Annotated in this window: 12 protein-coding genes and 2 pseudogenes; 7 read left to right on the forward strand and 7 right to left on the reverse strand. The window is 47.3% G+C overall.

The genetic code is table 11. The features are described from left to right. Positions 1–17 precede the first annotated feature (17 nt). Entirely contained in the window at positions 18–599 is a 582-nt protein-coding gene (locus NX903_RS05255; RefSeq protein ID WP_144486601.1) for a DUF2777 domain-containing protein, read from the reverse strand. A gap of 145 nt (positions 600–744) precedes the next feature. Here NX903_RS05255 and asnB point away from each other — a divergent pair, with 145 nt between their 5' ends. Further along, on the forward strand, positions 745–2,589 hold the full coding sequence (gene asnB, locus NX903_RS05260; RefSeq protein WP_086343679.1) for an asparagine synthase (glutamine-hydrolyzing): 1,845 nt from the start codon (positions 745–747) through the stop codon (positions 2,587–2,589). 81 nt (positions 2,590–2,670) lie between these two features. After that, a pseudogene (locus NX903_RS05265) lies at positions 2,671–3,500 on the forward strand (phytoene/squalene synthase family protein). 30 nt (positions 3,501–3,530) lie between these two features. Here NX903_RS05265 and NX903_RS05270 read toward each other — a convergent pair. Further along, positions 3,531–4,898: an MATE family efflux transporter gene (locus tag NX903_RS05270; RefSeq protein WP_003233074.1), complete on the reverse strand. Its 1,368-nt coding sequence runs from the start codon at positions 4,896–4,898 to the stop codon at positions 3,531–3,533. A gap of 123 nt (positions 4,899–5,021) precedes the next feature. Between NX903_RS05270 and NX903_RS05275 the strand changes: the two genes are divergently transcribed. The 3 genes from NX903_RS05275 (at position 5,022) to iolX (ending at position 8,152) form a co-directional block, all read left to right on the forward strand. Further along, positions 5,022–5,885, forward strand: a complete 864-nt coding sequence (locus tag NX903_RS05275; RefSeq protein ID WP_015715646.1) for an AraC family transcriptional regulator — start codon at positions 5,022–5,024, stop codon at positions 5,883–5,885. A gap of 17 nt (positions 5,886–5,902) precedes the next feature. Then, positions 5,903–6,916, forward strand: a complete 1,014-nt coding sequence (degA, locus tag NX903_RS05280; RefSeq protein ID WP_086343680.1) for a transcriptional regulator DegA — start codon at positions 5,903–5,905, stop codon at positions 6,914–6,916. A gap of 207 nt (positions 6,917–7,123) precedes the next feature. Further along, positions 7,124–8,152: a scyllo-inositol 2-dehydrogenase gene (iolX, locus tag NX903_RS05285; RefSeq protein ID WP_086343681.1), complete on the forward strand. Its 1,029-nt coding sequence runs from the start codon at positions 7,124–7,126 to the stop codon at positions 8,150–8,152. A 50-nt stretch (positions 8,153–8,202) separates the two neighbouring features. On the opposite strand, the gene NX903_RS05290 is transcribed toward iolX, so the two are convergent. Together NX903_RS05290 and NX903_RS05295 are read right to left on the reverse strand one after the other, a co-directional pair. Further along, complete coding sequence (locus NX903_RS05290; protein ID WP_038428145.1) at positions 8,203–8,712, reverse strand: DinB family protein; 510 nt, start codon at positions 8,710–8,712, stop codon at positions 8,203–8,205. A 49-nt stretch (positions 8,713–8,761) separates the two neighbouring features. Further along, positions 8,762–9,423 (reverse strand): annotated as a pseudogene (locus NX903_RS05295) (LysE family transporter). Positions 9,424–9,489: 66 nt separating this feature from the next. Here NX903_RS05295 and NX903_RS05300 point away from each other — a divergent pair. Continuing rightward, positions 9,490–10,944: an aminotransferase-like domain-containing protein gene (locus NX903_RS05300; protein ID WP_086343683.1), complete on the forward strand. Its 1,455-nt coding sequence runs from the start codon at positions 9,490–9,492 to the stop codon at positions 10,942–10,944. 7 nt (positions 10,945–10,951) lie between these two features. Here the strand turns inward: NX903_RS05300 and NX903_RS05305 are convergent, their stop codons facing one another. Next, positions 10,952–11,590 carry a pentapeptide repeat-containing protein gene (locus NX903_RS05305; RefSeq protein ID WP_015383309.1) on the reverse strand — a complete coding sequence of 213 codons (639 nt, stop codon included), beginning with the start codon at positions 11,588–11,590 and terminating at the stop codon, positions 10,952–10,954. A 205-nt stretch (positions 11,591–11,795) separates the two neighbouring features. Here NX903_RS05305 and NX903_RS05310 point away from each other — a divergent pair, with 205 nt between their 5' ends. Beyond that, entirely contained in the window at positions 11,796–12,602 is an 807-nt protein-coding gene (locus NX903_RS05310) for an alpha/beta fold hydrolase (RefSeq protein ID WP_086343684.1), read from the forward strand. A gap of 27 nt (positions 12,603–12,629) precedes the next feature. Here NX903_RS05310 and cysC read toward each other — a convergent pair whose 3' ends face one another. Next, complete coding sequence (gene cysC, locus NX903_RS05315; RefSeq protein WP_003245829.1) at positions 12,630–13,229, reverse strand: adenylyl-sulfate kinase; 600 nt, start codon at positions 13,227–13,229, stop codon at positions 12,630–12,632. Continuing rightward, positions 13,226–14,395, reverse strand: coding sequence for a sulfate adenylyltransferase (gene sat / locus NX903_RS05320; RefSeq protein WP_086343685.1), 1,170 nt, complete (start codon positions 14,393–14,395; stop codon positions 13,226–13,228). The genes cysC and sat overlap by 4 nt, the downstream gene beginning before the upstream one ends. Positions 14,396–14,404 lie beyond the last annotated feature (9 nt).

Here is a 14,404-nt window from a genome sequence, read left to right on the forward strand (position 1 = left end):
CTCGATGCACCGCTTTTTTATTTGCGCCCCCGTTGGACTGCTGAATACATAATGGATCGCTTTCCGTTTGAAGCCGTCCATTCAAAACGGTCTCCTGTCCCTTCGCTGCTGTAGTGATGCTGCATCGCGCATTGTGCGGTGTCATTTGAAAAGTGATAAAAGGACACACCCTGCCCCGCCGAAGTATTCGAAAAGACTCCTTTATTATAAGAAAAGACGCAATCGAATACCGATAAGCCGAAGCTGTGCAAGTGCTGTAGAAATGCGAGAAAGGTTTCGTCGTCAAGCGAATCCAAAAGCGCCATGAGCGGCCGCTTGACTGATTTCTCATAGCGGATGCGTTCTCCGCCGGAAAGGGGGATGTTTTCTGCACCGCATGCCAAAACCAACTTGTCCTGAAAGCCGGCTTGCTCCCACTTTCCTTTATGATGGATCCAGATTGGGCTGTGTTGGAGACTGTCCGCCAGCAGTATATCACCTTCTCCGTTTTCGATTAAACAGATGCCGTCTTCGATGAGGATGGTGCCGTATTCCCATTTTCGTTCCCCTGTATATATCAATTGTTTCCGTTTCATCCATGCTGTCTCCTTTTTCTTCATTCCTCTCTTTTCTTTCCAATTCAAGCCTGTCCCATACAACTCTTTTATGGACAAATCAACTATCTGCCTATAGATGCATAAACTTACTAAGGTGCTGAAAGAAACGAAATTGTTACGAAAGAAACGGGATTGGAGCTGATGTCACATGTGTGGAATTACGGGTTGGGTCGATTTTAAAAAGCAGCTCGTCCAGGAAAAACAAACGATGGACAGAATGACAGACACTCTTTCCAAACGAGGGCCTGATGATTCAAACGTTTGGGGGGAGCACCATGTTTTATTCGGACATAAAAGACTTGCGGTTGTTGATATTGAAGGCGGACGCCAGCCGATGGCGTGTACCTATAAAGGGGATACGTACACCATTATTTACAATGGCGAGCTTTATAACACGGAAGATTTGCGCAAAGAATTGCGGGCGCGGGGCCATCAATTCGAGCGTACGTCAGATACCGAGGTGCTTCTGCACAGCTACATCGAGTGGCAGGAAGACTGTGTCGACCATCTCAATGGCATATTCGCTTTCGCTGTGTGGGATGAAAAGCGTAATCTGCTGTTTGCCGCGAGAGACCGTCTCGGCGTAAAGCCGTTTTTTTACACGAAGGAAGGCTCTTCATTTCTCTTCGGGTCGGAAATCAAAGCAATCCTCGCGCACCCTGATATAAAAGCGCGAGTGGACAGAACGGGACTTTCTGAAATTTTCGGTCTTGGACCGTCCAGAACCCCGGGCACTGGCATATTTAAAGGTATAAAAGAAATCCGCCCGGCTCACGCGCTGACATTTTCCAAAGACGGGCTTAATATTTGGCGTTATTGGAATGTTGAAAGCGAAAGACATACGGACAGTTTTGATGACACGGTTGCCAATGTCAGATCATTGTTTCAAGACGCTGTGACACGGCAGCTTGTGTCGGATGTGCCGGTTTGTACGTTCCTATCAGGCGGTCTGGACTCAAGCGCAATTACAGCGATTGCGGCGGGCCATTTTGAAAAGGAAGGAAAAGCACCGCTTCATACTTATTCGATTGATTACGAAGAGAACGATAAATTTTTTCAAGCAAGCGCTTTTCAGCCGAATGATGACGGACCATGGATTGAAAAAATGACAGAGGCTTTCGGCACGACGCACCACAAATGCGTCATCAGCCAAAAGGATCTCGTTGATCACTTGGAGGAAGCTGTACTGGTCAAAGACTTGCCGGGAATGGCGGATGTCGACTCATCCCTGCTGTGGTTTTGCCGGGAAATCAAAAAGGACTTTGTCGTCAGCCTATCGGGAGAGTGCGCGGATGAGATTTTCGGCGGGTACCCGTGGTTCCATACGGCAGATGTTGAGTCTGGCTTTCCATGGATGAGATCAACGGAGGAGCGGATCAAGCTGCTTTCTGACTCATGGCAGAAAAAATTGAATCTGAAAGAATACGTAAATGCCAAATATGAAGAAACCTTGGCAGAAACGCCATTATTAGATGGTGAAACGGGTGTGGATAAAGCAAGAAGACAGCTGTTCTATTTAAATATGCTTTGGTTTATGACGAACCTTTTGGATCGGAAGGATCGCATGAGCATGGGGGCGAGCCTGGAAGTGCGGGTGCCGTTCGCCGATCACCGGCTTGTGGAATATGTTTGGAATATTCCGTGGGAAATGAAAATGCATGATAACCGGGAAAAAGGCATTTTGCGCAAAGCGCTTGAGGGCATTTTGCCTGATGACATTCTGTATCGCAAAAAAAGCCCGTATCCGAAAACACACCATCCGGAATATACAAAAGGCGTCAGCGAATGGCTGAAAACGATCAGAAGCCAAAAGGACTCCGTGCTCCATACCTTGCTGGACAGAAAACAATTAGATCAGCTTTTAGAAACGGAAGGCTCCTCCTTCAAGGTGCCGTGGTTCGGGCAGCTCATGAAGGGGCCTCAGCTGATCGCCCATCTTGCTCAAATTCATACATGGTTTGAAGCGTATCGCATTGATATTGATGAAGGATAAAGAAAAAGCCGATTCTGCTCAAAGGAATCGGCTTTTTCTTCATATACAATTGCGAGAAAACATAATAGACTTGAAGAAGCAGTGATACATAGGAGTGAAAAGAAATGAAAGAGATAATAGAAGCCTATCAGCAATGCGGCCAGATCGTCAGCGCCCGCGAACCAGCCTGTTACAAAGCATTTTCGTTTCTTCCTCTGAAGCAAAGGCAGGCAGCTTGGGCGGTTATGGCGTTTTGCCATACGGCAGCCAATGCGGATGAGAAGGCGTTATCTGCCATTAAAGCTGAGGCGGAAGATGTTTTTTCCGGTACGTATAACGGGAATCATTTTTTGTGGAAGGCTTTCGGCCATGCCTACCAGACATTTACACTGGACAGCGAGCCATTCCGTGAGTTCATTGCCGCACAGAAAGCGGAAGATAAACCGTTTGGAAACCTTGATGAATTGCTCATGCACGCATACCAGACAGGCGGGGCAGCCGGATTGATGCTGCTCCCGATTATGGCGCGCCGGCATCAGAAACAGCTGACACTTGCAGCCGGTTCTCTCGGTTTAGCGATTCAGCTGATTCGGATTCTGAGAGATATCGGCACTGGCCAACAGCAAAAAAGCCGTATCCCTCGGGAAGTGATGCAGCAACTTGGATATACAGAGGACGACCTTCAAAAGGGCGTCGTGAATAAGGCGTTCACAATGACGTGGGAGTATATCGCTTTTGAAGCAGAAGCCTACCTTGAAGAGTGTCAGGATGCCTTGCCGCTATTTCCGCAGTATTCTCAAAAACCGGTGAAAGCCGCTCTTCTTTTGCACCGGGCTGTTTTAGAAAAAATCCGGGCGAAGCAGCACGATGTATTTCAACATCACTTCGCTCTCACAGAGACCGAAGTGAAGCAGATTCTCTCTGATATCTAAAAAAACACCCGGTCTTGATTGAGCCGGGTGTTACGCCATACCTTTTTGAATCCAGATACGTGAGCGCCATCTTCTGTACATTAAGATTCCCCGGACCCATTCATCCGCGATAAAAGAAATCCAAATGCCGGCAAGACCGAAACCGAGGTGGATGCCGAAAAGATAAGCAAGCGGGAGACCGATGCCCCACATTGAAATCATTGCCATGTAAACCGGGAATTTCGCATCCCCCGCGGCCCGCAGAGAGTTAATGATAATGACATTAAACGAGCGGCCTGGTTCAAGGATAATGGTCATGGCAATCAATAGGCTTGCAGTTGCTATAATGTCAGGGCTTTGTGTGAAGAGTCCGATCAGGTCTTTTGAAAAGATCGTCATCAAAACAGAGGTAGCCGCAGCAATTCCGAGTGCCCAATATAAGCTCTTCATGCAGCGCTCATAAGCGGCATCAAATTGTTTGCCGCCGATATAACGGCCGATTAAGATTTGTGTACCCTGGCTGATCGCAGTGCCGAACAGCAAAATAAACATCGTAATATTTTGCGTATACACTTTTGTTGTCAACGCCTGCGCGCCCATGATGGCGATAAAATACGTGACAATCATTTGCGAAAGGTTGTATGAAAGCTGCTCTCCCGCAGAAGGAATGCCGATTTTCAGCAGCTTGCGCAAATGCTCTTTATGCATATGAAAGACTTTTTTCAGCGACATCTTCAGCTGAATGCGTTTGTTGACAATCACAATCATCGCGATTAATCCGATGACGCGGGCGATAGATGTGGACATGGCCACACCGGCAACGCCGAGAACAGGAAAGCCGAACAAACCGAAAATCACAACAAAGTTTCCGGCAATGTTTAAAATGTTCATGCCGATAGTGACAAACATTGTATCTTTTGTGTAGCCGTAGCTTTTTAAGATCGCGCTGAATGTCATGATTAAAGCCTGAATAAAGGACAGACCTCCGACAACTTGTAAAAAGACTTTCGCATCAGGCATCAGTGCGTCTGATAATCCCATCATATGAAGCAGAGGGACAGCCGCGAAAAAGACGACGGCGCTGATGGCCAGGCTGATGAAGAAGTTGGCGCCGATTGACACATAAGCGACTTCCATGGCTTCTTTCTTTTGCCGTGAGCCTAGAAATTGTGAAATGATAACGGTCGTTCCTGTTGCGATAAAGCTGAACATCACGATAATTAAATTTAAAATCTGGTTGCTGACGCCGACTGCTGCCACGCTGTTATCCGAGTATTGGCTGAGCATCAGTGTATCGGCATTACCCATAAACATATATAATGAGACCTCAATAAAGATCGGCCAAGTAAGCGAAAATAATGAGAACGTTTTGTCAGCGGGTTTTTTCAAAGCAGTTGATTTGAAGACAGCTTGTTTCATAGTGTCTAACCCCTTTCGTAAATAAAATCAACGTTTTAAAGTGTACCTCCATTTCCTTATAATAAAAAGGGATAGAAACGATACTTCTTGTAAAAATCCGACTTAAAAAGGAGGATGATTCAAATGCCTCGCATCCTGTTTACAGTCCCGCCTTTTCCGGTATTTATCGCAGCCGGGGAAGGGGTTTTTAAAAAAGGAGAAACCCATGTGAAACGTGTATTCTCCGTGTTTGATCTGATATATGTCAAACAGGGAACGTTATATATAACGGAAAATGAAACATCGTTTTCTGTTGAAGGCGGCGAGTACATCTTGCTTTCTCCCGGTCTTGAACACTACGGGACGAAGGGCAGTGATGAAGCAACCTCCTACTATTGGCTTCACTTCGATGAACATCGTTATGAATTTACGACAAAGGGAGGCAGCAACTGGTCTGAGCTTCAGCAGGAAAAAGGGAGCTTCGAAGAGCCGGCCCGCTACGGATTGGCCTTGCCGAGAAAAGGCAAGGTGCAGCGCCCGCAGTTTATGGCGCAGCAGTTTGAAAAGCTGATCGATTACTCCGCGGAAAACTCTGATTTGCCGCTCAGAAAGCAAATCTTATTTGAGGAGCTGATGCTGCATCTTCAAAAAGAAGCGTTCCAAATACCGTCTGCGAAAGAGCGGGTAGCCTGGGAGGCGGCCCGGTACTTACAGGAGCACTATAAGGAAAAGACGACAATCAAGGATCTGTCGCTCGCCCTTCACTATCATCAGGATTATGTGAGCCGCTGCATGCAGCAGGTGCTCGGCGTAACTCCGGCACAATACACGAACCGGGTGAGAATGACGGAAGCGAAGCGTCTTTTATCCTCTACAAATGATAAAATGGGCGTTATTGCGGAAACGGTCGGAATGGAAGATCCGACATACTTTTCAAAACTCTTTAAGCAGATAGAAGGCATTTCACCAATTGAATACCGGAAAATTGTCAGCCGGAAAGTTCAATAACCAGACGAGGGATGAACATGAAAACAACAATTTACGATGTGGCAAAGGCGGCGGGTGTCTCGATCACAACTGTGTCGCGTGTGATAAACAATACGGGGAGAATCAGCGATAAAACACGGCAGAAGGTCATGAATGTCATGAATGAAATGGCATACACGCCCAATGTCCACGCCGCGGCGTTAACGGGAAAACGAACGAATATGATCGCTCTTGTGGCGCCTGATATTTCAAATCCGTTTTACGGCGAACTGGCTAAAAGCATTGAGGAAAGAGCGGATGAACTCGGTTTTCAAATGTTGATTTGCAGCACCGATTACGATCCGAAAAAAGAAACAAAGTATTTTTCTGTGCTGAAGCAGAAAAAGGTGGATGGCATTATTTTTGCAACAGGGATTGAAAGCCATGACAGTATGTCTGCTTTGGAGGAAATCGCCAGTGAACAAATTCCGATTGCCATGATTTCTCAGGATAAGCCGCTTCTTCCGATGGATATTGTTGTGATAGATGACGTTCGTGGCGGATATGGGGCTGCCAAGCATCTTCTGTCACTCGGCCATACGAACATCGCCTGCATTATCGGAGACGGGTCAACGACAGGCGAAAAAAATAGAATCAAAGGCTTCCGTCAGGCGATGGAGGAAGCGGGCGTGCCCATTGATGAATCACTTATCATCCAGACGCGATTTTCCTTGGAAAGCGGCAAGGAAGAAGCGGGAAAATTGCTCGACAGGAACGCTCCGACTGCTATTTTTGCCTTCAACGACGTATTGGCTTGTGCCGCCATACAAGCTGCGAGAATAAGAGGCATAAAAGTGCCGGATGATCTTTCTATCATTGGTTTTGATAATACGATACTCGCAGAAATGGCGGCTCCGCCCCTGACAACCGTAGCCCAGCCGATAAAAGAGATGGGGAGGAGCGTCATCGAACTGCTGGCAGAAGCAATAGAGGGAAAACGAAAGGCGAAACAAAAAATAGTGCTCCCGCCTGAACTTGTAGTCAGACATTCTACATCACCGCTCAACACATGAGCCCGCTAATGAGCGGGTTTTTTCATTATGACAGTTGAAGCCAAAAAACATATTGCGTGTAAACCAAAGGCAGTGTAAAATGAAACCATCTTTTGAGAAAGCGCTTGCGCAAAATGGTAAAGCGGATAGAACCGCTGTTTTTTTAGCTGTTAAGAGAAAGCGCTTTCTCGAAGCGATCCTGAAATGAGATAAAGGAGAGGATGGGACGTGGAACATCAAGTAAGATGTGCAGTATTGGGATTAGGAAGGCTCGGTTATTATCATGCGAAAAATCTCGTCACCAGTGTGCCGGGGGCAAAGCTGGTTAGTGTCGGTGATCCGTTAAAAGGGAGAGCAGAGCAGGTTGCCAGAGAATTCGGTATCGAAAAATGGTCAGAGGACCCGTATGAAGTGTTAGAAGATCCCGGCATTGATGCTGTCATTATCGTAACGCCGACAAGCACACATGGTGATATGATCATCAAAGCAGCCGAGAACGGCAAACAGATCTTCGTTGAAAAACCGCTGACATTAAGCCTTGAGGAATCAAGAGCAGTTTCTGAAAAAGTGAAAGAGACAGGTGTCATCTGCCAAGTCGGCTTTATGAGACGATTCGATCCCGCATACGCAGATGCCAAACGGCGGATCGACGCTGGAGAAATCGGCAAACCTATCTATTATAAAGGCTTTACGCGCGACCAAGGCGCGCCTCCCGCAGAATTTATCAAACACAGCGGTGGAATTTTTATCGACTGTTCCATCCATGATTATGATATTGCCCGTTATTTGCTAGGGGCGGAAATCACTTCTGTTTCAGGACACGGCAGGATTCTGAACAATCCGTTTATGGAGCAGTATGGCGATGTGGATCAGGCGCTGACGTATATTGAATTTGACTCCGGCGCAGCGGGGGACGTCGAGGCAAGCAGAACCTCTCCATACGGACATGACATCCGGGCGGAGGTTATCGGGACAGAGGGCAGTATTTTCATAGGGACATTGAGACATCAACATGTGACCATCCTATCGGCTAAAGGGAGCAGTTTTGATATCATTCCAGACTTTCAAACTCGTTTTCATGAAGCCTACTGCTTGGAGCTTCAGCATTTCGCCGAGTGTGTCCGGAATGGAAAAACACCGATTGTGACTGATATTGATGCGACGATCAATTTAGAAGTGGGTATCGCCGCAACCAATTCCTTTCGAAGCGGCAGGCCGGTACAGCTAGATGTGAAGCGCGCTTATACAGGTATGTAAAAGCTAATATGTTGCATTTGAGGCTTTCCGCAAAAAAAAGCAAGGACATTTTAGCCCTTGCTTTCTCTTTTCTCATATAAATAGTACATATAATCAGTAGGTATGCCTGAATGGCCCAGCTGTCTCAGCATGGCGGTTACGTTCCCTCTATGGTAAGTCCCGTGATTGACGACATGCAGGATGGTGTCTGCATAGGTTGATTCCAGTGTACCTAGTTTCGGATGCTGCATTGTGAAGGTCTGTTCTAAGTCCGTCTGGCGGCTGAAGAAATCATGATACTGTGACTCCAGCTCGGCAGCGTGCTGTTTAATCGCTGCCATATTACCTTGCGCGGACTCTAATTTGCCTGCGCTGTCTATAATCTCTTGGTAGGCCACTCCAGAAAGAACATTGAGCCAAATGTAGTCAGCCCTGCACATATGAAGCAGCACGTCGCTGACAGAAGGAAATACGCTCTTTACTTCTTGATAGGCAGTTTCCTCCGGCAGGTTTTCGATATGGGTAAATATTTTCTTGTTTGCCCAAGAATGATAGTCATAAAACTGTTTTGCATCAGTCATCAGTATGCCTCCTTTTCTAAGAAATTCGTTTTTTTCATTTGTTTCTCCTTCAATTGCAAAAGAGTGATACCCCAAAATATCCTGCCGCTGCCCACATTACCGCTGCAGAGCATTTGTTTACGATCAGCATAATCCTGCCGCTCGTATCTATCGTCTGAAACAACCGGCCCGCTATTGCAAGGCTGATAAACCAAATCCAAGACACAGCGATGCAGGCGGCCATAAAGAGCCATTTCTCAAGCCCCGAATATTGAAGAGAGCTCGTGCCGATGACGCCGATCGTGTCCAGAATGGCATGCGGGTTTAAAAGAGAAACAGCGGCCGCAAACGCAACTTGCTTTTTTGGTGTGAACGTATGTTTCTCATTTTGGCTTGTGTTCGGACGGCTGTTCCAAGTCACCCAGCCCATATAGAGCAAAAATAAAAATCCGCCGGCCATCATGACTGTCTCAAACACAGGCAGCTCCTGCACAATGACAGATACGCCCGCAACGGCTAATATGATTAACAGGGTATCGCAGACTGAAGCACTGATGACAGCTGGGAGAGCCCGCCAAATATGCTTTTGCCACGCGCCTTGCTGAAAAATAAACACATTCTGCACTCCCAGCGGCAAAATTAAGCCAAACGCGAGCACAATTCCGTGAATGATTGCATTCATGCTGAAAAAGCTCCCTTCACATTTTTTTCAATCATAAGAGAGATTGTCACTAAAGTCTCCAGCCATTTGGTTGGGTTAGGAACCAGCCAAATGTATAATGTGTAAAAAAGGGGGGCATGACCTTGTCTCAATGGCAGCCAAGCCGAAAGTCGGATGTTCCGCTGCATCGGCAGATCGAACAATATATGAAAGACAAGATTCTTCACGGAGAGTGGGCTGTAGGGACGAAAATCCCCTCACAGAGAACGCTGGCCGACATGTTTCAAGTCAACCGCAGCACAGTCACAGCAGCCATAGATGAACTCATGTCTCAAGGCTTGTTAGAGGGAAGAAGAGGCGGCGGTACGAAGGTTGTAAACAGTACTTGGAGCGTGCTGGCGGCTGAGCCTCCGCTTGATTGGAGCGATTACGTCCGTTCGGGCATTCATCGCCCCAATTCTTCCATCATCCAAGCTATTAATCAGAACGAACCAAGAGCGGATATCATCAGATTAGGAACAGGAGAACTATCACCGGATCTGCTGCCTGCTGACACAATGAGCCGGATGTTTCAGCAAATCAATCCGGGCGCCCTGTCTTTAGGATATGAGCAGCCGAAAGGAAATCGTCAGCTGCGGGGGGCAGTGGCCGACCATTTAAAAGGAAAGAAGATCCATGTGTCACCGTCTGCAATTTTAATTGTGTCCGGTGCACTTCAGGCACTTCAGCTCATCTCAATTGGACTTTTAAAACGAGATTCTGTCATTTTGACGGAGAAGCCGTCCTACCTTCAATCCTTGCATGTATTTCAATCAGCGGGGATGCGGCTTCGCGGCTTGCCGATGGATGGTGAAGGGGTCAAAGCGGGGCTTGTTTCTTCTTATCGAAAACAATATGGAGGACAGCTGCTTTACACGATTCCGTCGTTTCATAATCCGACAGGCACAGTCATGTCAGAGCAGCGAAGGAAAGAGATCATCAGCCTGTCAAGAAAAGAGCAGCTGCCCATCATTGAGGATGATGCGTACGGTGATTTATGGTTTGAAGAAAAATCGCCGCAGCCGTTGAAAGCAATGGATCATGAGGGCAATATTCTGTATCTGGGCACGTTTTCAAAAACGGTTAGCCCCGGTCTGCGAATCGGCTGGCTTGCCGGTCCGGAGCCGGTTATTGAAAGGCTGGCGGACATTAAAATGCAGACAGACTACGGATCAAGCGGCCTGTCCCAGTGGGCGGCTGCCGAGTGGCTGTCACAGGGATATTATGAAGAGCATCTGACTTGGGTACGCAGGAAGCTTAAAGAAAGGAGAGACGCCGCCGTTCATTTTCTCGAGCGGTATGCCGGGGACATTGCCACGTGGCGGATTCCCGCAGGCGGCTTTTATATTTGGGTGACATTTCACAAAAACCTGCCTGTCAGCCGTTTCTTTTATGGATTGCTGAAACGGCAGGTGCTTGTGAATCCCGGCTACATTTATGACGGTGAAGACCGAAACAGCATCAGGCTGTCATATTCCTATGCATCTCTTGGAGATTTGGAAACTGGCATTAAAGCGGCAGCTGAAACAGCACGCCGCCTGATGATGTCCTAGGCTTTGGTTATACGATGACAGCTCCCAGTGCCCTGGCGAAGGCAATCGCGTGCTCAGGTGCGATTTTGCAGCCTTTCAATTTGTCGAGGGAGACATGAAGCTGTTCAAAACGGCACGTGCTGATGTCCATGTTTTGAAGGGACGTGCCGGTAAAGCTGGCGCCTTCCAATTCGCACCTGTCAAAGTGTGTCTGCTGGAGCACCGTATTGCTGCATTCACTTTGCATAAGAGCACAGTGATCAAATCGAACTTGTTTCATATTTGAGTACGAAAATGAGCTGAAATGTCCGTGGCATTCCTCGAATGAAACATTCCGCAGCGTTGCTTCCGCCACATTCATTCCAACCATTTTTGACTGCTTAACTGAAGTTCTGTGAATGACAGCCCCGCTGAAATCGGCGTTTGATAAATCGCATTTTTCAAAGATCACATCGGTCAGTTCAATATGCCGAAAAGACACATCGATAAAGACGACATTTCTGAATACCGTTTTTTCCACACAGAGTCTTTCGATATCTTCGCCGCAGATGGTACAATCTTCAAACAAATGCATGCTGATTACATCATCCTGCGTCACGGCATCATGAAAATCTGCGGTTTGCAGGTTTTCCGGTATGTTCGGTTTTTGAATTGCGATTTTATTCATGTGATGACATCCTTTGCTGCCCGAAAAACAGAGGCTTCCGGGTTCAATTTAATAGATCGTTAAGGAAATTGATACATATAGTAAATCGTGAAGAGCCTTTTCTTGGTACAGCAGCCCGCTTGTTTTGTAAGCATAAATGGAAAGCTTCCTATACGTCAAGGCGTTTACAGGCCGAAAAAGCCAAAGGGAACAGGAGGAATGCAGAATGGGGCATTACGTCAAAACCGAGGAGCATGTGACACTGTTTGTAGAGGATATTGGACATGGAAGGCCGATCATCTTTTTGCACGGGTGGCCGTTGAATCATAAGATGTTTGAATATCAAATGAATGAGCTTCCGAAAAGGGGATTTCGTTTTATCGGCGTTGATTTGCGGGGATATGGGCAATCTGACCGCCCTTGGGAAGGCTACGATTATGACACGATGGCCGATGATGTGAAAGCAGTCCTTTATACGCTGCAGCTTGAGAATGCGATTCTTGCCGGTTTTTCAATGGGCGGCGCCATTGCAATCCGTTATATGGCAAGGCATGAAGGAGCCGATGTTGATAAGCTGATTTTACTGTCTGCAGCGGCCCCCGCGTTTACAAAACGCCCGGGTTATCCGTATGGGATGAGGAAGCAGGATATTGACGATATGATTGAATTGTTCAAAGCTGATCGGCCCAAAACACTGGCTGATTTAGGGGAACAGTTTTTTGAGAAAAAAGTGTCTCCAGAGCTTAGGCAGTGGTTTCTCAATCTGATGCTGGAGGCTTCCTCCTACGGGACGATCCACTCGGGCATCGCATTAAGAGACGAAGATCTCAGAAAGGAACTTGCTGCAATCAAGGTGCCGACGCTGATCCTGCACGGGAGAAAGGATAAAATTGCGCCGTTTGATTTTGCGAAAGAATTGAAGCGCGGTATCAAACAGTCGGAATTGGTTCCGTTTGCAAACAGCGGGCACGGAGCATTTTATGAGGAAAAAGAGAAGATCAACAGTTTAATTGCGCAGTTCTCCAACTCATAAGAAAAAACCCGACATTGATCGGGTTTTTTATATAATTCCTCTGTTTTGCAGTGCGTTAATGATGAGATCAGCTCCATCGGAAATAGAGGTCTGGTCTGACTCAATGATGAAATCGGGTGAAAGCGGCGCTTCATACGGAGAATCGATCCCGGTGAAATGTTTGATCTCTCCGTTTCGCGCTTTTTTATAAAGCCCTTTTGGATCGCGCTGTTCACAAACATGCAGCGGGCACTTCACATAAATTTCGAAGAACTCACCTTTAGGAAAGAGTGCTCTAACCATGTCCCGATCCTCTCTGAATGGAGAAATAAAAGCCGTTAAAATCATTTGCCCGCTGTCGACAAACAGCTTCGCCACTTCTCCGATCCGGCGGATGTTTTCAATCCTGTCACCAGTCTGAAATCCAAGGTCTTTGTTTAAGCCGTGGCGGATATTATCACCGTCAAGCACGTAGCTCTGAATGCCCTTGCGGTAAAGCTTTTCATCGACAGCATTGGCCAGCACCGATTTTCCGGAGCCGGACAAACCTGTAAACCAAAGGACGCAGCTTTTGTGTCCGTTTAAGGACTGTCTGTCAGACTTTGAGATGGCAGCGGGATGCCAAATGATGTTCGGATTGTGTGTCATTGCAATTCCCCGCTGTTTTGCTTGATGGCAACAGGCTGTTGGTGAAGTCCCTTGATCAGCACGGCTGCGACCTCAGGGCGGCTGAATTCTTTAGGCGGCTTTTTGCCTTGGCGGAGAAGCTCTCTCACTTTTGTGCCTGATAAGTGGATGTGGTCTCTCGGGCTGTGCGGACATGTTTTGGAGGTGCCCATGTTTCCGCATTTTCGGCAATAAAAGCTGTGCTCAAAAAACAGCGGCTTGATGCCCAGCTCTTCCTCTGTGAATGATTGAAAAATATTTTGGGCGTCGTATGTTCCATAGTAGCTGCCGACACCCGCGTGATCACGGCCTACAATAAAATGGGTGCAACCGTAATTTTTTCGGACGAGCGCATGGAAAATCGCTTCCCGCGGACCTGCATAACGCATGGCGGCAGGGAAAACCGATAACATGACACGATCCTTTGGATAATAGTGATTAAGCAAAGCCTGGTAGCTCTCCATTCTGATATCGCTTGGGATATCGTCTGACTTTGTTTCTCCGACAAGCGGGTGAAGCAGCAGACCGTCGACCGTTTCTAACGCTGTTTTTTGAATGTATTCATGCGCTCTGTGAACAGGGTTCCTGGTTTGAAAGCCGACAATCGTTTTCCAGCCGAGCTTTTGAAAGGCCGCTCTTGTTTCTGCGGGCGTTGCATAAAACTGTTCGAAAGATTTGTCAGGCAGGCGGCTGACCGTGATAGGCCCTCCGATATAGTAATCCGGGCGCGCCAGCAATTTTTTTACGCCTGGGTGGGCAGGATCGTTTGTTTTAAAAACAGACAGTGCTTCTTGTGTTTTATCAGGCTGGTATATATCGGTGACTGTGATCATGCCGTAGGTAACACCGTCTTTCACAAGCTTGACGTGATCTCCGGCAGACAGCTGTCTTGCTGTTTTTTCTCCGACAGGCAGCGTAATCGGCAGGCTCCACGGCAAGCCGTTTGCCAGCCTCATTTCCTTCACAACACGATGATAATCTTTTTCTCCCAAAAAACCTGTTAACGGGCTGTAGCCGCCGATCGCAATAAGCTCCAGGTCGCTCAGTGCAAGCTGATCCAGCTCAGCTTGGCACGCGCACCCTTCAAAACGGCATGCGTGATCACAGCGGTTGATTAATACCCCTCCGTGGGGTTCGTTTCCATTCAACGTGTTCAA

Source organism: Bacillus sp. FSL R5-0576 (genome assembly GCF_038004765.1).
Lineage (GTDB): Bacteria > Bacillota > Bacilli > Bacillales > Bacillaceae > Bacillus > Bacillus subtilis.

Coding starts and splice junctions, on each gene's coding strand:
- cysC (WP_003245829.1), bottom strand. CDS start 13,229: ATGACACACAATCCGAACATCATTTGGCATCCCGCTGCCATCTCAAAG.
- NX903_RS05275 (WP_015715646.1), top strand. CDS start 5,022: ATGCCTCGCATCCTGTTTACAGTCCCGCCTTTTCCGGTATTTATCGCA.
- NX903_RS05310 (WP_086343684.1), top strand. CDS start 11,796: ATGGGGCATTACGTCAAAACCGAGGAGCATGTGACACTGTTTGTAGAG.
- NX903_RS05270 (WP_003233074.1), bottom strand. CDS start 4,898: ATGAAACAAGCTGTCTTCAAATCAACTGCTTTGAAAAAACCCGCTGAC.
- asnB (WP_086343679.1), top strand. CDS start 745: ATGTGTGGAATTACGGGTTGGGTCGATTTTAAAAAGCAGCTCGTCCAG.
- NX903_RS05305 (WP_015383309.1), bottom strand. CDS start 11,590: ATGAATAAAATCGCAATTCAAAAACCGAACATACCGGAAAACCTGCAA.
- NX903_RS05300 (WP_086343683.1), top strand. CDS start 9,490: ATGACCTTGTCTCAATGGCAGCCAAGCCGAAAGTCGGATGTTCCGCTG.
- NX903_RS05290 (WP_038428145.1), bottom strand. CDS start 8,712: ATGACTGATGCAAAACAGTTTTATGACTATCATTCTTGGGCAAACAAG.
- NX903_RS05255 (WP_144486601.1), bottom strand. CDS start 599: ATGAAGAAAAAGGAGACAGCATGGATGAAACGGAAACAATTGATATAT.
- degA (WP_086343680.1), top strand. CDS start 5,903: ATGAAAACAACAATTTACGATGTGGCAAAGGCGGCGGGTGTCTCGATC.